15 protein-coding genes are annotated in these 17,798 nt (G+C 64.2%); 8 read left to right on the plus strand and 7 right to left on the minus strand.

Features of this window, described 5'->3' with window-relative positions:
• Nucleotides 1-222 precede the first annotated feature (222 nt).
• The gene (hemA, locus tag JWP26_RS04635; RefSeq protein WP_299724166.1) at nt 223-1,503 is read left to right on the plus strand and encodes a 5-aminolevulinate synthase; all 1,281 of its coding nucleotides are present in this window, start codon (nt 223-225) and stop codon (nt 1,501-1,503) included.
• Here the strand turns inward: hemA and JWP26_RS04640 are convergent.
• The 3 genes from JWP26_RS04640 to mscL all read right to left on the minus strand — a co-directional run bounded on the left by JWP26_RS04640 (nt 1,500) and on the right by mscL (nt 3,611).
• On the minus strand, nt 1,500-2,171 hold the full coding sequence (locus JWP26_RS04640; protein WP_299724169.1) for an HAD family hydrolase: 672 nt from the start codon (nt 2,169-2,171) through the stop codon (nt 1,500-1,502). The genes hemA and JWP26_RS04640 overlap by 4 nt on opposite strands.
• 87 nt (nt 2,172-2,258) lie before the next feature.
• Complete coding sequence (locus JWP26_RS04645) at nt 2,259-2,894, minus strand: LuxR C-terminal-related transcriptional regulator (protein ID WP_299724172.1); 636 nt, start codon at nt 2,892-2,894, stop codon at nt 2,259-2,261.
• A 279-nt stretch (nt 2,895-3,173) separates the two neighbouring features.
• On the minus strand, nt 3,174-3,611 hold the full coding sequence (gene mscL, locus JWP26_RS04650; RefSeq protein WP_299724175.1) for a large conductance mechanosensitive channel protein MscL: 438 nt from the start codon (nt 3,609-3,611) through the stop codon (nt 3,174-3,176).
• 143 nt (nt 3,612-3,754) lie between these two features.
• On the opposite strand from mscL, the gene JWP26_RS04655 reads away from it, so the two are divergent.
• Nucleotides 3,755-5,383 carry a PAS-domain containing protein gene (locus JWP26_RS04655; protein ID WP_299724178.1) on the plus strand — a complete coding sequence of 543 codons (1,629 nt, stop codon included), beginning with the start codon at nt 3,755-3,757 and terminating at the stop codon, nt 5,381-5,383.
• Between the two features lie 6 nt (nt 5,384-5,389).
• On the opposite strand, the gene JWP26_RS04660 is transcribed toward JWP26_RS04655, so the two are convergent.
• The gene (locus JWP26_RS04660; RefSeq protein WP_299724181.1) at nt 5,390-6,061 is read right to left on the minus strand and encodes a TetR/AcrR family transcriptional regulator; all 672 of its coding nucleotides are present in this window, start codon (nt 6,059-6,061) and stop codon (nt 5,390-5,392) included.
• A gap of 83 nt (nt 6,062-6,144) precedes the next feature.
• Here JWP26_RS04660 and JWP26_RS04665 point away from each other — a divergent pair, with 83 nt between their 5' ends.
• Nucleotides 6,145-7,278 carry an NAD(P)/FAD-dependent oxidoreductase gene (locus tag JWP26_RS04665; protein WP_299724184.1) on the plus strand — a complete coding sequence of 378 codons (1,134 nt, stop codon included), beginning with the start codon at nt 6,145-6,147 and terminating at the stop codon, nt 7,276-7,278.
• Here JWP26_RS04665 and JWP26_RS04670 read toward each other — a convergent pair.
• The gene (locus JWP26_RS04670) at nt 7,275-7,946 is read right to left on the minus strand and encodes a response regulator transcription factor (RefSeq protein WP_299724187.1); all 672 of its coding nucleotides are present in this window, start codon (nt 7,944-7,946) and stop codon (nt 7,275-7,277) included. The two genes, JWP26_RS04665 and JWP26_RS04670, sit on opposite strands and share 4 nt — an antisense overlap.
• Before the next feature lie 217 nt (nt 7,947-8,163).
• On the opposite strand from JWP26_RS04670, the gene JWP26_RS04675 reads away from it, so the two are divergent.
• The 3 genes from JWP26_RS04675 to JWP26_RS04685 all read left to right on the plus strand — a co-directional run bounded on the left by JWP26_RS04675 (nt 8,164) and on the right by JWP26_RS04685 (nt 13,500).
• A complete protein-coding gene (locus JWP26_RS04675) occupies nt 8,164-11,625 on the plus strand; it encodes a peptidoglycan-binding protein (RefSeq protein WP_299724189.1) in 3,462 nt (1,153 codons plus the stop codon).
• A gap of 178 nt (nt 11,626-11,803) precedes the next feature.
• Nucleotides 11,804-12,736 carry a sulfite exporter TauE/SafE family protein gene (locus JWP26_RS04680; RefSeq protein WP_299724191.1) on the plus strand — a complete coding sequence of 311 codons (933 nt, stop codon included), beginning with the start codon at nt 11,804-11,806 and terminating at the stop codon, nt 12,734-12,736.
• Nucleotides 12,733-13,500, plus strand: a complete 768-nt coding sequence (locus JWP26_RS04685; RefSeq protein WP_299724193.1) for a TIGR02186 family protein — start codon at nt 12,733-12,735, stop codon at nt 13,498-13,500. The genes JWP26_RS04680 and JWP26_RS04685 overlap by 4 nt, the downstream gene beginning before the upstream one ends.
• Here JWP26_RS04685 and pdeM read toward each other — a convergent pair.
• Together pdeM and JWP26_RS04695 are read right to left on the minus strand one after the other, a co-directional pair.
• Entirely contained in the window at nt 13,497-14,204 is a 708-nt protein-coding gene (gene pdeM / locus JWP26_RS04690) for a ligase-associated DNA damage response endonuclease PdeM (protein ID WP_299724195.1), read from the minus strand. The two genes, JWP26_RS04685 and pdeM, sit on opposite strands and share 4 nt — an antisense overlap.
• A 64-nt stretch (nt 14,205-14,268) precedes the next feature.
• On the minus strand, nt 14,269-16,755 hold the full coding sequence (locus JWP26_RS04695; RefSeq protein ID WP_367184066.1) for a ligase-associated DNA damage response DEXH box helicase: 2,487 nt from the start codon (nt 16,753-16,755) through the stop codon (nt 14,269-14,271).
• A gap of 81 nt (nt 16,756-16,836) precedes the next feature.
• On the opposite strand from JWP26_RS04695, the gene JWP26_RS04700 reads away from it, so the two are divergent.
• Nucleotides 16,837-17,130: a DUF6460 domain-containing protein gene (locus JWP26_RS04700; RefSeq protein ID WP_299724198.1), complete on the plus strand. Its 294-nt coding sequence runs from the start codon at nt 16,837-16,839 to the stop codon at nt 17,128-17,130.
• Complete coding sequence (locus JWP26_RS04705) at nt 17,130-17,798, plus strand: nucleoside/nucleotide kinase family protein (RefSeq protein ID WP_299724200.1); 669 nt, start codon at nt 17,130-17,132, stop codon at nt 17,796-17,798. Before JWP26_RS04700 ends, JWP26_RS04705 begins: the two co-directional genes overlap by 1 nt.

Genomic DNA, 17,798 nt, shown 5'->3' on the forward strand with positions numbered 1-17,798 from the left:
CAACCTGAACGGCGCCCGCTCGTCACTAATCCGCGTCCGGGGCTTCGCGAGTTCTTGGCAGCGCGCCGGCAGCACTTTATAACGTCTCCAAACTGCGGCGTATGCGACGCGCGGCGAATTGACCTATGTCAATGCCGGGCCGACAAAATTAGGCTCGCCTATGTTGCAAGACCCAGACGGTTTATCCGACCGGGCCGCGGCCGAGTGTTGAGGACTAAGCTGATGGATTATCGCGGCATTTTCGAAGATGCAGTGGACACGCTGCGGCAGGAAAAGCGCTATCGCGTGTTTGCCGACCTGGAGCGCATTGCCGGGCGCTTCCCCCGAGCGGTCTATCGCGACGAGTCGGATAATGCGCGCGAGATCACCATCTGGTGCTCCAACGACTATCTGGGCATGGGCCAGCACGAAAAGGTGATCACCGCCATGCAGGAGACCGCGGGCCGCCTTGGCGTCGGCTCCGGCGGCACGCGCAATATTTCGGGCACCAACCGTCCGCTGGTCGAGCTGGAGCGTTCGCTCGCCGATCTGCACCGCAAGGAAGGCGCGCTGGTCTTCACGTCCGGCTTCGTCTCCAACGAGGCAGCCATTGCGACCATTGCGCGGCTCTTGCCCGATTGCATCATCTTCTCAGACCAGCTCAATCACGCCTCGATGATCCAGGGCGTGCGCCAGTCGGGCATGACCAAGACCATTTTCCGCCACAACGACGTAGCGCATCTGCGCGAGCTGCTGGCCGCCACTGATCGCAAGCGGCCCAAGCTGATCTGCTTTGAATCGGTGTATTCGATGGATGGCGATATCGCCCCGATCAAGGAAATCTGCGACCTGGCCGAGGAATTCGGCGCGCTGACCTATATCGACGAAGTCCATGCCGTTGGCCTTTACGGGCCGCGCGGTGGTGGCATTGCCGAGCGCGATGGCCTGATGGACCGCATCGACGTGATCGAGGGCACCCTGGCCAAGGGCTTTGGCGCCATGGGCGGCTATATCGCCGCCAACAAGGCGATCATCGATGCCGTGCGGTCCTATGCACCCGAATTCATCTTCACCACGTCCCTGCCCCCAGCCATCTGCGCCGCGGCCCGCGCCTCGATCGAACACTTGAAGGGTTCGGGCGTCGAGCGAGCAACACATCAGCGCCAGGCGCGGCTGACCAAGGCGATCCTGGCCGATGCCGGCCTGCCGGTGATGCATACCGATACCCACATTGTGCCACTGATCGTGGGCGATGCGCGCCAGTGCAAGGCGGCAAGCGACATGCTGCTGGACAAGCACAACATCTATATTCAGCCGATCAACTACCCCACGGTGCCCAAGGGCACCGAGCGCCTGCGCATCACGCCGACGCCGCTGCACACCGACGAGATGGTGTTCGAGCTGCGCCATGCGCTGGTCAGCGTCTGGGCGAGCCTGGAACTGCCGCGGGAACAGGCCGACGCGGCGCTGACGGCAAGCAAGCTGACCTCCGGGGATCTGACGCTGCCGACAATGGGTGGCTAGGCGACCTCGCCGCAGAGAGCGGCGACTTCGGACAAGCTGCTGATGGTGTGTGCCGGCGGCGGCAGGTCGGCGGGCCATTCGGTGGTGCTGTGGTACCAGACGGGGAGTAGCCCGGCATTGCGGGCGCCGTCGACATCGGCGGCAGGGTTGTCGCCAACGAAGATGGTTTCGTCCGCCGCGAGGTTCAGCCGCCGTAGGGCCAGTTCAAAAATGCGGCGATCGGGCTTGCGCAGGCCTTCGGCCTCCGACACCAGCACGATATCGAGCAGCGGGCGCAGGCCGGTGGCGTCGATCTTGCCGTTCTGGACCACGGCGCTGCCATTGGTGATGATGCCGGTCTTGAGCCCCTTTGCGCGCAGGGCAAGGAGCGTTTCGGTCGCGCCCGGACTGAGGACGGCGTAGCGCGGATAGACGGTTTGATAGTCGGCCAGCAGATCGGCCGCAGCCAAAGCGCCAAGGCCCAGTTCGGCCGCCAGTTGCGGGTATACTTCTGTCTTCGGCGTCCGGCCCTCATCCTCCAGGGCGAGGAAGCGCACGACGTATTGGTCGCGTGCGACACCCGCGAAGTCGGCGGCATGGCGCTGATACTGTTCCTCGATGAAAGCCCGGATGGCGGCCTTGCGGACCAGCAGGGTTTCGTCGAGGTCGAATAATACGGCTTTGATCACGGTTCATCCCATCCAGCGCCCCGAGGGTATTGGAGCATGTGCCCCAGCCCCCCGCAAGCGTTGGACGGATGTGGTTTGAGCTAGCCGCTACGAGGTCAGCACGATCCGCATCAGGTCGGCGGTGTTGCGGGCGCCGAGTTTTTCCATGACGCGGGCCCGGTGCACCTCGATGGTGCGGGGGGAAATGCCGAGTTCGCGGCCGGCTTCTTTGTTGGATTGGCCATTGGTGATCAGCTGCAGCACTTCGCGTTCACGCGGCGTGAGCTGGGAGAAGCCACGCACCTCGACGGCGCGGCCGCCGCCATGCATGGCGCCCAGATGCACGTCCCGCCGCAGCGCGTCGCGCACTACGGTGAGCAGATGCTCGGTATCGATCGGCTTGGTAATGACATCGGCGGCGCCAAGCTTCATCGCGGTGACCGCGGCGTCGATCTGCGGCGCCTCGGAGAGCATGAACACCGGCGTTCCGGTACGCATCGCCTTGACCCGGCGCAGCAGCCCCAGCCCACTGTCTTCCCCCAGTTGCAGATTGACCACGACGACATCGGGCCGGCGGCGGGACAGGCTGGCGATGAAATGGCCAGCCTCCACCGAAAATATAGTTTGAAAGCCTTCGAGCCTGAATAAAACGCTCAGGGCCTCGCAGGTAGCCGGATCGGTATCAACAATATGGATCAGACGGTCGCGGTTTAGGAAGGAATGATAAAAGATCTCGTCGCTCATGCTGTCCTCTGCCCAGTGACATGCTTGGCTTCAGCGATCCATCTCCCGTCCCAGCATTGGGCAAAGCTCCGATAAACTACGACAGCGCTTCTGTCGCAATGAACAGTTCAGCTCCGGTGAATCGCCAAGGTAGTTTGCATTAAGTGTTCGTGCCGTCCGAGATGGACATTGCGTAGGAGCAACTACCTATGTCTGTGGGTTTATATCCCCACAAACAGCAAGTCAACGGATTTTATTCCTAAAGCCCTAGGAGGCCGCAAAAGATCGATGATGCTTGCTTCAGGCGGTTGGGCGTGTCCGCAGGGCGTCGCGGATTTCAGTCAGCAGCACTTCTTCGCGGCTTGGCGCCGGCGACGATTCGGTGGGTTCCTCGGCGGCCTTGCGCTTGAGCGAGTTGATGGCCTTGACCACCATGAACAGCACGAAGGCTATGATGGTGAACTTGACGACCGCGTTGAGGAACAGGCCGACATTGAGCGTGGCAACACCTGCTGCCTTGGCGGCAGCGAGCGAGACGACCGGCACATTGTCCGGATTTTTCAGCACTACGAACAGGTTCGAGAAATCGATGCCGCCCAGGATCAACCCGATCAGCGGCATGAACAGATCATCGACAATGGAGGACACGATGGCGCCGAAGGCCGCGCCGATAATGACGCCAATCGCGAGATCGATCATGTTGCCCTTGATGGCGAAGTCTCTGAATTCCTTGAACATAGCTATCCCTCACGCTCGTTGACCCGTCCTTGCGGGCGACGGCACCAGACTTTCGTAGAATGCGACCGATTGCAATGGGTGGCGGCCTTGCGGCAGGCCGGCTGCGGGCGGATAATCGGCCAAACACGAAAAGCTCCCAGCCCATGGCCATGCCGCCTACCACCACCGACGTCGAGCCTAGCCTGCGGCAGGCGATGGACCACATTCCGCAGGGCATTGCCATATTCGACGCCGCCTTGCGGCTGGTCAGCTCCAACATGCGCTATCGTGACCTGCTGACGCTACCTGAGGTGCTGGTGCAGTCCGGAACGCCACTGTTCGACATCGCGCTGTTCCTTGGCACGCGGGGCGATCTGGGTGCGGGCGATGCGGTACGGCTGGCCATCGAGCGGGTCAATGTGCTGACGGCGGTGGCGGCAACGGTGACGCAGCGCCTTGGCGGCGTCGGCCAAACACTGGAGTTTCATTCCAGCCGCCTGCCCGATGGGGGCCTGGTGGTCAGCTTTGCCGATGTCACCGACCGGGTCCGGGCCGAGCGGGAACTGGAAAGGATGAACCTGTCGTTGGAAGGGCGGGTTGAGGAGCGTACGGCATCTCTGACGCGGGTCAATTCGGAGCTGGAAGTGGCCCGCGCCAAGGCCGATGCGGCCAATCACGACAAGACGCGCTTTCTGGCCGCCGCCAGCCATGACCTGCTGCAGCCCCTCAACGCCGCGCGGCTCTATACCTCGACGCTGATCGAGCGGGCCAAATCGACGAGTCTGGCCGAACTGGCCAATTCCATCGAGGCCTCGCTGACGGCGGTCGAGGATATCATGGGCGCGCTGCTGGATATTTCACGCATCGACAGCGGTGCGCTCAAGCCGGTGCCGGGGCCGGTCAATGCCCAGGACCTGCTGCGCAAGATCGAGGTGGAGTTCGGGCCAATGGCGCGCGAGCGTTCGATCGCGCTCAAGATTGTGGCATCCGACGCGACGGTGCTGGTGGACCGGGCGCTGATCGGCCGCATCGTGCAGAACCTGGTGTCCAACGCCATCAAATATACCGCGCCCGGCGGCAAGGTGCTGGTGGGGCTGCGGCGGCGCGGCAATCGCATGCGGCTCGATGTGATCGATACCGGCATCGGCTTCAACAAGGACCAACACAAACTGCTGTTCGCCGAATTCTCCCGGCTGGAGCGGGGCGCGCGCATGGCGCAGGGACTGGGGCTGGGATTGTCGATCGTGCAGCGGCTGGTGACGGCGTTGGGGCTGACGCTGGAACTGGATAGCGTCGAAGGGGTTGGCTCGCGGTTTTCGCTGTTCCTGCCGGTGACGCGGGCCCTGCGGCCGGCGCTGGAGGTGGGGACGGTGGCCAGCGAGACCAATTTCGGCACGCTCAACCTCAAGATCCTCTGCGTCGACAATGAGCGGGCGATCCTGGAGGCGATGCAGGGCCTCTTGACCCATTGGGGCTGCGATGTGCGCACGGCTCTGTCGCTCAAGCAGATCGATCGAGAGCGGCTGCTGGAGGGCTGGTATCCCGATCTGGTGCTGATGGATTACCACCTTGACCAGACCTCGGGGCTCGATGCCATCGAGTGGCTGCGCCACAATGTGGGTGGCCATTTGCCGGCGGCCCTGGTGACAGCAGATCGCAGCGCGGCGGTGCGGGCCCTGGCTGAGGATCGCGGCGTCGCCGTCGTCACCAAGCCGGTCAAGCCCGCAGCATTGCGGGCGGCGATCAGCGGATTGGCGGGGCAGCGCCTGCCAGTGGGCAAGAAGCTGGCGTGAGGCGTCCTACCGAAGAGTGCCGATTCCGGCGAGGATGAGATCGATGCCGGCAAGGAATTGCTGGCGGTCGTCATGGTCAAGCAATTGCGCCGCGACCTGACGAACGAAGGGGTACTCGCTGGGGTCGCGCTGGGTCCATTGTGCGGCAACGCTGGCGAGAAAGGCCGAGCGGTCTGTAACGCGACCCTTGAGGCGGGCGGCGGCGGCGTTCTGGCCGGCAACGCCAAGGATGAAATTCAGCAGCGATGAGGCGGCATTGAACTGGGCATGCTGAGGAACGCCCAGCGCCTGGAGCTGTCGGCCGATGCGCTCGAGGATCTGCCCCATGGCGGCTTGCCACGGTTCGCCGGCGAGCTGGGCGCCGACCCAGGGATGCGTGTCGATGGCATCGAACACGCCGAGCGCGATGGCGCGGATCGAGTTGGCCGGCCCGTCGGCGACGACGACGTTAGCCATCACGCGCGAGATGATTGCGTCCGTGGCCGCCATGAGCAGATCGCTCTTATCGGCGACATGCCAGTAGATCGCCCCACTGCCAGTAGACAGGCGGGCCGCGAGCGCGCGGAAGGTCAGGGCGGCCTCTCCGTCGGTGTCGAGGATGGCGATCGCCGCCTCGACGATCTTGTCCTTGGAGAGCGCGTCTGCCCGCCGTTCGCTTCGCTGAGTCTTATTTGTCATGGTCGCATCTTGACATGAATGGAACGGCGTTCCAAATACACATCAATGGAACGCCGTTCCAGTCTCTTAGAAGGACCATCATGATGACCACTCCAGTCACGATCATTGGCGCGGGCCTTGGCGGCCTCGTCCTCGCACGCGTCCTGCATGTTCATGGCATCCCCGTGACGATCTACGAGGCAGAGCCATTCGCCGAAAGCCCCACACAAGGTGGGCAACTCGACATCCACGAGCATAATGGGCAGGTGGCGCTGGAGGCGGCGGGCCTGACTGAGGTATTCAGGTCCATCATCCACCAAGGCGGCGCGGCGGCGCGGGCGCTGGATCCACATGGCGCGGTGCTTTACGCCGAGCCCGATGACGGCACCGATAGTCGTCCCGAGGTGCTACGGGGCGACCTGCGGCGGATTTTGCGTGAATCGCTGCCCGAGGGCACGATCCAGTGGGGCAAAAAGCTGGCGGGCGTCATGGCACTTGGCGGTGGCCGGCATATGCTGAGCTTTACCGATGGCTCGCGCGTGACCACAGGCCTGCTGGTCGGGGCCGACGGGGCCTGGTCGAAAGTGCGTTCGCTGCTGTCGGACGCCACGCCCGAATATGTCGGCACGACCTATGTCGAGACCTATCTGCATGATGTCGACAGGCGGCACCCGGCGGCGGCTGAGGCCGTGGGCAGCGGCGCCATGTATGCGCTGACGCCGGGAAAAGGGATCACGGCGCATCGCGAGGCGGGCGGCGTGCTGCACACCTATGTGCAGTTGAACCGGCCGGCCGAATGGGTTGCCGGCATCGACTTCACCGACGCAGCCGCGGCTGCCGCTCGCGTCGCGGCCGAGTTCGAGGGCTGGTCGCCGGCTCTCATCGCGCTGATCACCGATGGCGAGGCCGCGCCAGTCCCGCGCATGATTTACGCGCTGCCGGACGGACATCGCTGGGATCGCGTGCCGGGGGTAACGCTGATCGGGGATGCGGCGCACCTGATGCCGCCTGCGGGGGAGGGCGCGAACCTGGCAATGCTGGACGGCGCCGAACTGGGCCAAGCGATCGCCGCCAATCCCGATGATACTGAAGCAGCGCTTGCCCTTTATGAGGCGACGATGTTTGTCCGCAGCGCGGCCGAGGCCGTGGATGCACATATGATCGTGGACCTGTGCCTCGGCGAGCGCGCGCCGTTCGGGCTCATCGAGTTCTTCACCGGCGCAGGCGGCGGGGCTTAAGCCTTCTCGGCACCAATCGAGAACAGGGCTTCGAACTGGCCTTCCTCGATGCGGGCGGCGGCGATGACGGCCTGGGTGCGGCTGTCGACGTCAAGCTTTTGCAGGATGGCCGAGACGTGGGCCTTCACGGTGGCTTCCGAGATGGTCAGCTCATAGGCGATCTGCTTGTTCATCAGCCCGTCGCTGAGCATCATCAACACGCGGACCTGCTGGGGCGTCAGGGTGGACAGGCGCCGCATCAGGGCGGTGTGCTTGTCTTCGCCGGCCAGGGTCATGCCTTCGGGGATGAACACCTCTCCCGAGAGCACGGTTTCGATGGAGCGGCGGATTTCGGTAGGACCGACCGATTTATGAAGATACCCGGCGGCGCCGAGCTCGAAGGCGCGGCGCACCACGGTGCCGTCCTCGACTGCCGAAATGATCATCACCGGAATATCGGGATATTGCGCGCGCAGCAGCAGCAGGCCGGAAAACCCGCGCACGCCGGGCATATTGAGATCGAGCAGGACCAGATCGCAATCGCGATCGGCCTCCAGCGCGGCGGTCAGGCCGGCCAGATCGCCTGCTTCCTCGACCGTGACGCTGGCGTCGCCACCCACCAGCGTCTGGCGCAACGCGGCGCGGAACAGCGGGTGATCGTCAACAATGATAATGCGGCGGCGCGTCATGCGAAGGCTTCTCCCGGCGGCGTGTCGGCATACGCAGTATGCCCGATATTTGGCAGCTTGGCGGCGCAAAAGTCGATCAAATTGCACCGTTAAGACCCGCGTTTGGGCATATTGCAGCGATACTTAACGGGTTCTTTACCATAAATTCCCAAGAGTGGCCCTCATACCTTCGGGCGAAGTCGCCGGGGTATGCTGTTTCACACGAATGGGACTCATCATGGCCCGCGCCTTCCCCATCTCGGACAATACCGACGCTGACCAGGACCTCAATACGGGTGACTGGCAGGCGTTGCGTGGCGAACTGGTCGCCCTGCTCGATCAGGTGGAGGGGCGCTATGCCCGAACCGAGCGCGTCGATCCCGCGCTTGAGGGACTGTCACAGCGCGTGCGGAGCCTGCGCGACCAGGTCGGCGGCACACCGGAGCCGTCAGCACGGCGGCGCGAGGCACTGCGCACGGTCAAGCGCGCGGTAGACCGCTTCAGCGACCGTGACGAAACCGAAGATATGATCGATGCGGATACCGATCAGCTCCGCTCGGCAATCGCCGAAATCCGCAGCCGCCAGTTTTCCGCGCCCGCAGCGGCGCTGGGACGCCGGGCCACCGACATGCCCGAATTTCGCGAGCTGAACGCGCTGGTGGGAGGCCTGTCCGGTCGCCTTGAGCGGCTCGAAGGTGACCTCAAGTCGCAGCGCGCCAGCAATGGCAGCGTGCGTGAAGTGGCCAACCAGGTCGAGCAATTGACCCATGTGGTGGAATTGCTGGCTGGCGCCGTGGGTGAAACCGGCCAGGTCAAGCGGCTGGAGACCCAGATCGCGGCTTTGGCCCGCATGATCGGCGATGCGCCCAAGGTGGATCTGTCCACCATCAACAAGCGGCTCGATGACGTTTCCGCCACGGTTGGCAAACTTGCCGAACTGCAGGCCACGCAGATGGAACGCGAAATCGTGCGCGAGGACCGGGCGGACGCCCTGCCCGCCATGGACGAGACGCTGGCCCCGGCAATGACGGCGATCGAAAAGAGCGTCCGCAATGTCTATGACCGGATCGACTCGATCGAAAAGAACCTGGCGCTGTCGTCGGGCGACTTCGAACGGCTGACCTCGGAAATGGCCGGCTTCACCCAGGCGATGCGCGATCGCGAAGCCATGCCCGGCACGCTGATGAGCAAGGTCGACGCGCTGGCCGATCGTATCGGCGGCTTCGAGACCGCCAATGGCGACGTGGCCGGGCTCAAGAAAGATATCCTGGCACTGCGCAATGCAGTGATGAGCGGCATGGAGCCGCGGTTTTCACGGATCGAAAGCCAGCTCGATGCGCTATCGGAAAAGCTGGCGACGCCGAGCGGCGATGCCGGAACCGGGCAGATCGAAAGCCAGCTCAAACTGCTGATGTCGCGCATGGACGAAACCGGCGCACAGCTCGACGGGCTGGCCAAGCTGTATTCCACGCATGACGAGCCCGCGGCCCAGCCGGACTATAACGCCCTGGCGGCGATGGTGGCTGAACGCACCTCGCTGGCCGTCGCCAAATCCAACGCCGCGGCCCCTGCCCCGGTGATGACTGACGCTACGATCGACGTGTTCGAAAAGCGCATGTCGGCGCTGCTGAATACCGCGGGAAAAGACACCGCCGAGCGGCTGACACGGCTGGAAACGGCGCTGACGCAGCGTCAGGAGCGACCATTTGCCCGGCTCGAAGCCGCGGCCATTCCCCCGGAGCCCGAACGGCCGGCCAGGGCCGCTGCCAGCAGTGCAGCGCTCGATGACATGCTGCACGCGCTCGATCGTCGCAGCACCGATGCGCCGGCGCCCAGTGATGCCATGCCGGCCAATCCGGCCGACGACGCGCCGCTGACCGATCCGGGGTTCAAGGATGCCGGCCCGGTACGCACGGCGCTCGAAGCCAAGAACGGACCGCGCAAGGCTCATCCGGTCGTGACCGCAGAGGCCGTGATTCCAGCGGTTTCGGCCAAGCCGATATACGATCCGAACGCGGTCGAGCGGCCGCCGCAGCCGCAGTCCAGCTTTGCCAGTGCCGGCCGCGATCCGTTCGCGCCCGAGCCCGAACGCGCTTTGGCGCAGGTGCAGGCCGAGCCTCCGCTCAACCAGACCAGCACTAGCACTTTCGTGGCCGCGGCCCGGCGGGCGCAGCGCGCCAAGCAGGATACCCAGGCAAGCACTCCCGACAACAATTCGCTGATCAGCAAGGCGCTATCGCGCGTCATGCCGCCGCGTCCCAATGGCGACGCCCCGGTGGAGCCGACACTGGCCCCAGCCGAGGTCAAGCGGCCAAAGGCGGTCAAGGAGCCCAAAGCGCCGAAGACCCCCAAGCAGGCCAAGCCCGCGCCCGAGCCGATGCTGGACGCCGATGGCGTCGTGATCGAAAAGCCGAGTTTCCTGACCCGTCATCGGCGGCCCCTGCTGCTGGCGGCGGTGCTGGTTGCCACCTCGATGCTGGCGCTGAACCTAGTGTTGCAGCGCGTGGCGCCTGCCAATAGCCCGACGCCGCCTCAGGCCGTCGAAAGCGTAACCGAACCGGCAGTGCCCGCGCCTGCTCCATTGAACACGGAGCCTGCGAGCGACACCGATAGCGGCGATTTGGGCGACGCTGGTGCGTCCAGCGACAGCCCGGTCGACTCCCTGGCCGTCGGCTCGATCGGTTCGCGCGTGGCGATGACGTTTGCAACGCCCGAGACCACCCCGATGCCATCGGCCTTGATGGCCAAGGGCGAAGCCGGGCAGATCACGCCAATCGAGGCACCGAACCAAGCCGTCCCCGAAACCACCGCCAGCATTCCTGCCACAACGGCAGCGCCGGTCACGTTCGAGCTGGCGCCCGAAGCGGTCGGCCCGATCGAACTGCGGCAGGCCGCCGCCAATGGCGATGCGCGGGCGCAGTTCGAGATCGGCGCCATCTATACCGAGGGCCGCGCCCTCGGCCAGGACTACAAGGCTGCCGCGACCTGGTACGAACGGGCCGCAGCACAGGGCTTCGTGCCGGCTGAATACCGGCTGGGGAACCTGTATGAAGTGGGCAACGGGGTCGACAAGGACCTCGACATTGCCAAGCTTTGGTATCAGCGCGGCGCCGAGGCCGGCAACCGCATGGCCATGCACAACCTGGCGGCCCTCTATGCCAGCGGACAATTGGGCGACCAGCAGTTCGAAACCGCCGCCGAGTGGTTCGAGCGGGCGGCCAATCTGGGCATGACCGACAGTCAGTTCAACCTGGGCATGCTGCATGCTCGTGGCCTCGGCGTGGATCAGAATCTCGAAGAATCCTACAAGTGGTTCTCGCTGGCGGCACGCAGCGGCGATGCCGATGCCGCCAAAGCCCGCGACGACATGGCCCGCTCGCTAACGGCCGACGTGGTCAAGCGCCTCAATGACGAAATCGCCGCGTGGAAGTCGCAGCCGATCGATCTAGCCGCCAATTTTGCGCCAATCGGCACCTGGTCGGCGACCTTCAGCCCCGGCGATACGATCAAGACCAAGGAAGTGGTGTCCAGGGTGCAGACGGCGCTGGCCAAGCTGGGTTACGACATCGGCACGCCCGATGGCCTGGCCGGACCGAAGACCGCCGATGCCATCAAGGCATTCGAGCGGGGAACGGGCATGACCGAGAGCGGCGCGATCAATCCGCGGCTGCTCGCGGTGCTGGGCAGTCAACCCGTTTGAATTGACGCGGCGGCGCGGGTGCGGCGCCGTCGTGTGGCGCCTTTCGATGATGATTTGACAGCGGCATGAACCGGACGTAGGCCCTTAAAGCAATTTAAGTCTGTGGGCGTTATCCTCGTCTTCGTGGTGACGCAATGGCGGCGTAAGCCGCCCTCGAACGCATTGAACGGAATAGGTCTTGCAGATTTATCTGCCGATTGCCGAGATGTCCGTAAACCTCTTCTTTCTCGTGGGGATCGGAGCGGCGGTCGGTTTTCTGTCGGGCCTGTTTGGCGTTGGCGGCGGATTCCTGCTGACCCCCCTGCTGATCTTTTCAGGCGTGCCCACTTCGGTGGCCGTGGCCTCGGTCACGGGCCAGGTGGTGGCGGCCTCGACGTCGGGCGCGCTCAGCCATTATCGACGTGGCGGCATCGACATGCACCTGGCGATGTATCTGGTGCTATCGGGCATTATCGGGGCCTTTGGGGGCGTTGCGACGTTCGACCTGCTGCGCGATGCGGGGCAACTCGACCTGGTGATTGCCGTCGGATTCCTCGTGCTGCTGGGCTTTATCGGCGTGCTGATGCTGATCGAATCCACCCGCGCCCTGCTCAAGCGCCGCAGCGGTATCGTGGTGCGCGAGCGCTTGCCCAACCAGCATAACTGGATCCACGGCCTGCCGATGCGGGTGCGGTTCAAGAAATCCAAGCTCTATATCAGTGTGCTGCCGGTGCTGATCATCGGCCTGTTCATCGGTTTTGTCGGCTCGCTGCTGGGCATTGGCGGCGGCTTCATCATGGTGCCGGCACTGGTTTACCTGCTGCGCGTGCCGGGCAATGTCGTCATCGGCACTTCGCTGCTGCAGGTGGTGGCGATGATGGCGGCGACCACGATCCTGCATGCCGTGCAGAGCCAGAGCGTCGATATCATGCTGGCCTTCAGCCTGATGGTGGGCGGGGTGGCGGGCGCGCAGTTCGGCGCTTCGGCCGGCAAGCAATTGCGCGGCGACCAGTTGCGCGGGCTGCTGGCGCTGCTGGTGCTGGCGGTGGCGATCCGGTTTGGGCTGACGCTGGTGCTAGCGCCGGCTGACGCCTTCAGCATGGTGGTCAGCGGCACGGGGGCCGGGTCGTGACCTGGCGGCGTTGGCTCGGCGCGCTGGCGCTGCTGGGCGGCCTGGCGACGCCGGCACTGGGCGACCGGCTGCTGTCGACCATGTCGAATGACGAGATCGAAATCACCTCAAGCTTCGATGGCGAGAAGATGACGTTTTTCGGCTCGATCGCGCCTGACGCCGGAGCCGAGCAGAAATTCGTCGACGGACCTTTTCAGGTCATCGTCGTGGTGCTAGGGCCGACGGCTGACCGGACGGCGCGGCAGATGACGCATAATTTCGGCATCTGGCTCAACACCGACCAGGTCACCTTTCGCAAATTTCCCAGCTACTTTCATGTGCTGGCGAGCGACCGGCTGGCGGACATTACCGATATCACCACGCTGACCACGCAATTCATCCTGCCGGAGTCGCACACGCTCGTGCCCAACAATGCGGGTTGGTGGAAGACGGCGGTGTTCGGACGGCAACTGGTGCGCCTAATGACCGAGCAGGGGCTGTTCGGCGTCAACGAAAGCGGTGTCAATTTTCTCTCCGACAACACCTATTCGGCGCGCCTGACGCTGCCGAGCAATGCCCCGCCGGGGCCGTATATTGCGCTGACCTATGTGTTCAAGGATGGGGCGATCATCGCGCGCAAATCCGAGGGTTTTGCGGTGCGCAAGCTCGGGTTCGAGCGGTTTTTGGCGCTGGCGTCAGTGCAGCAACCGCTGCTGTATGGGGTAGTGTGCGTGATCCTGGCGCTGTTCACCGGCTGGCTGGGCGGGGTGCTGTTTAAACGTTAGCCCCGCACCAATCGCCTGGGGCTAATCGGATAAAGTCGGTCCCGCCCGAGCATGGTGACTTCGATACTTGCCCAGTGGAACAGGCCGACAAAGGCCGGCGAGAGGATGTTGATCGAGCCTGTGGACGACCCATAGGCGGGTAGGATCAGCAAGCGATTGTCGTGCACGAAGCAAGGGCGGCGCGTGGCGCGGCCTTCGAGGTAGATGTGAGCCGCTGGGTGCAGGTGACCGGCGACGAGGTTGATGGCACCTCGCCGGGGTTCGTGCGTCAGGGTCAGGCCGTGGAGGTCGAGATGGGGCAAGCACTGGCCGCCCAGAGCATGCGGCTTGGGGTCGTGGTTGCCGGAGAGCCAGAGCCATTCGGCGAGATCCGTCATGCCGTCGAGCCGGGCGCGATCGGCGTCATTGAGTGTGGTCGTGCCCTCGTCGCGATGGAAGCTGTCGCCGAGGGAGACGAGGCGCTGGGCACCGGTAGCGCGGAGATCGGCGTCGAGGCGCTTGAGGGTGAGGCCGGTATCGTAAGGCGGCAGCATCTGGCCGCGCTTGGCGAATGAACTCATCTTTTCCAGATGCAGGTCGGCAACGAGCAGCGTCTTCTGCGCGTGCCAATAGAGCGCGCCGGAGGGCAAAGGCTGAAACACATGTCCGGCAAAGCGCAAGATCGGGGTCTCCGTGATCTCGGCTTGATATAGAGGCTGGCTCAACGGGGTTCTATGGGCTCGCGCATCAACTGATCGACAGAGTCGGGAATAGCTGATTCGAGCCCGTTTACGAATCCCTGCCCGCCAGCGCCTCGCGCATGAGTTCATCGGCAGCATCAGCCATGGCGCTTTCGCGGCCTTCGCCGAAAATGGGCTCCTTGCCGATATCGAGCATCACCGGGACCGCCAGCGGCGAGATGCGATCGAGCGGCTTGTGGACGATGTGAGTGCGGATGCGGCGCAGCATCTGGCCGAGGCGTTCGATATCGAGGAGGCCCCGGGCGGCGTCGCGGCGGGTGGCCTGGATCAGGATGTGGTCGGGCTCGTGCTGGTAGAGCACATCGTAGATCAGGTCCGACGACATGGTGATCTGGCGGCCGGTCTTTTCCTTGCCGGGGTGACGGCGCTCGATAAGCCCGGAGATAATGGCGCAGTTGCGGAAGGTGCGTTTCATCAGGGCGGATTCGTCGAGCCAGTCTTCGAGGTCATCTCCGAGCATGTCCTCGGAGAAGAGGTCATCGAGCGACAGGCGATCGGTGCGGATCAGGGCGGAGAGATCGCCGAGGCCCCAGATGGCGAGGGCATATTCGGAGGCGACAAAGCCGAGCGGGCGGGCGCGGGCGCGTTCGAGGCGGCGGGTGAGCAGCATGCCCAGGGTCTGGTGCGCAAGGCGGCCTTCGAAGGGGTAGCAGACCATGTAGTTTTGCGCGCCGCGCGGGAAAGTTTCGACTAAGAGACTGTTTCGACTGGGTAAAACCGAGGCATATTGTTGCAGGCGGAGCCAGTCGCTGACCGGATCGGGCAGTTTGTGCCAGTCCTCGGGGGTGTCCATGATGCGGCGGACGCGTTCGGCGAGGTAGGTCGAGAGCGGGAAGCGACCGCCCATGTAGGAGGGGATTTTCGGATCGGTGGACTGGGCGCGGCTGACGAAGACTTCGTTGTCCTTCATGCCCTCAAAGGCGACGATCTCGCCGCCGAACATGAAGGTATCGCCGACCGCCAGCGTGCCGAAGAAATACTCTTCCATCTCGCCGAGGACGCGGCCGCCACGGCCGATGGGCCCGGTTGTCTGGCCTTTTTTGAACGCCCTACTCCGGACGAGCCTGACTTTGACCATGGGTTCTTCAACGATGGTGCCGACATTGAGGCGGTATTGCTGGGCGACCTGGGGGTTGGCAATGCGCCACATGCCTTCGTCGGTTTTGCGCAATCTGGCATAGCGTTCGTAGGCGCGCAGCGCGTAGCCGCCGGTTGCGACGAAATCGAGGATGCGATCGAACTGGGCGCGTGGCAGGTCCTTGTAGGGCCAAGCATGCTGGATTTCTTGAAAGAGGTCGTCGGCGAAAAACGGGGCGGCGCAGGCCATGCCCAAAATGTGCTGGGCGAGGACATCGTAGCCACCCTGAATCGGATCTTCGCTGTCCTGGTGGTTTTCGGCGACGGCTTCGAGCGCGGCTTCGCATTCGAGCACTTCGAAACGGTTGGAGGGGACCAGCAGGGCCTTACTCGGTTCATCGAGGCGATGGTTGGCGCGGCCGATGCGCTGGAGCATGCGGGAGGAACCCTTGGGGGCGCCGACCTGGACGACGAGATCGACATCACCCCAATCGATGCCCAGATCGAGGGTGGAGGTGCAGACCACGGCCTTGAGGTTGCCGGCAACCATGGCGGCTTCGACCTTGCGGCGTTGTTCGACCGAGAGCGAGCCGTGATGCAGGGCGATGGGCAGCATTTCGTCATTGATGGCCCAGAGGCCCTGGAACAGCATTTCGGCCTGGCTGCGCGTGTTGACGAAGAGCAGCGTGGTCTTGTGTTCCTTGATGGTCGCGTAGAGCTCACGGTGGGAGTAGTTGGCGGAGTGGCCGGCCCAGGGCAGGCGTTCGTCGGTGCGCAGGATCGAGAGCGTGGGTTGGGCACCGCCCTGGGCCGTCAGCAGGTGGGTCGGGGCTTGTGGCGCGGGCTGGCCGATCCAGTCGCGCAGCAGGTCGGGGCGGGCGACGGTGGCGCTGAGGGCGGTGATGCGCATTTGCGGCGCCAGCACCGACAGGCGGGCGATGGCGAGCGAGAGCAGGTCGCCGCGTTTGGAGGTGACGAGGGCATGGAGTTCGTCGAGCACGATGCGCTTGAGCGAGCCGAACATGCGGGCGGCCTCGGGATGGCTCAGCAGCAGGGCCATCTGTTCGGGCGTGGTGAGCAGGATTTGCGGCGGATCGGTGCGCTGGCGGGCACGGCGGCTGGCGGGGGTATCGCCAGTGCGGGTCTCAACCTTGATCTTGAGGTTCATCTCAAAAATCGGCGCCATCAGGTTGCGCGCCACGTCGACGGCGAGGGCCTTGAGTGGGGAAATGTAGAGGGTGTGGAGGCCCTCGTGCTTGCCGTCGATGAGATCGGTCAGGGTCGGCAGGAAGCCAGCCAGGGTCTTGCCGGCGCCGGTGGGGGCGATCAGCAGGGCCGAGGCGCCGGCTTCCCAACTGGCGAGGACATCGAGCTGATGGGCGCGCGGGGACCAGCCCTTGCTGGCGAACCAGTCGGCGATGACGGGGGGGAGGCTCACGCTGGACGCCGGGGGCTTCTGCAAATCATCAAAGAGCCTATATGATCGTGTTCAACACACAAAGCGGCACGGAGGTTCACGATGAGCGAGCAAATGACGGAACGCGAGCGGCCATCGAAGCTGGAGCGGTTGCTGGGCGACCGGCCGGGCGCGGTGGTCGTGCGGCTGGTGCTGATCTCGCTGGTGGTGGGATTTTTGATGTCGGTGTTCGGCCTCAACCCGCAGAGCCTGCTCAATGCGGCAATCGATCTGGTGCGTGATGCGTTCCGCGACAGCACGGGCCTGCTGCGCAGCGTAGCGGGCTATGTGATTGCCGGAGCGGCGATCGTGGTGCCGATCTGGATCGTGATGCGCTTGACGTCGCGGCGGCGCTGATGCCGCAGCGTCTGGAGCTCACGCCGCAGCAGGCGCTGTCGCGGCTGGTCAGCCATATCCTGCAGATGGAAAGCGCGGCGGGCCATCGCATCGCTATCGGCATTGCGGGTGGACCGGGGGCCGGCAAATCGACGCTGGCGGCGGAGTTGGTGACCATGCTCAATGCCACCAAGCCGGGCAGCGCGGCGCTGGTGCCGATGGACGGTTTTCACATGCGCCATGCCAAGCTGGAAGCGCTGGGGACGGTGGATTTCAAAGGCGCGCCGCATACATTCGAAGGCGCGGACTTTGTCAGCTTCCTGCACAAGCTCAAGCATGCCAATTCGGCGGTGATGGGGCCGGGCTATTCGCGCCAGATCGAGGACGTGGTGGACAATGCCTTCGCCGTGCTGCCCGATGTGCGGGTGCTGATCGTCGAGGGTAATTACTTGCTGCTGACCGACGGCCCATGGGCTGGGGTCAAGCCGTTGCTGGATTATGCGGTGTTCATCGACGTGGATCGCGAAACGGTCAAGGCGCGGCTGCTGAAGCGTCACGCCGAGGCGGGGCTGTTTTCCACGGAGCGGAATATCGCCCATATCGAGCGGACGGATTTGCCGAATTATGATCTGGTGAGCGCGTCGCAGAATCGCGCCGATGTGGTGATCGCGCTGATCACCGACAGCTAA

Source organism: Devosia sp., from assembly GCF_028290435.1.
Lineage (GTDB): Bacteria > Pseudomonadota > Alphaproteobacteria > Rhizobiales > Devosiaceae > Devosia.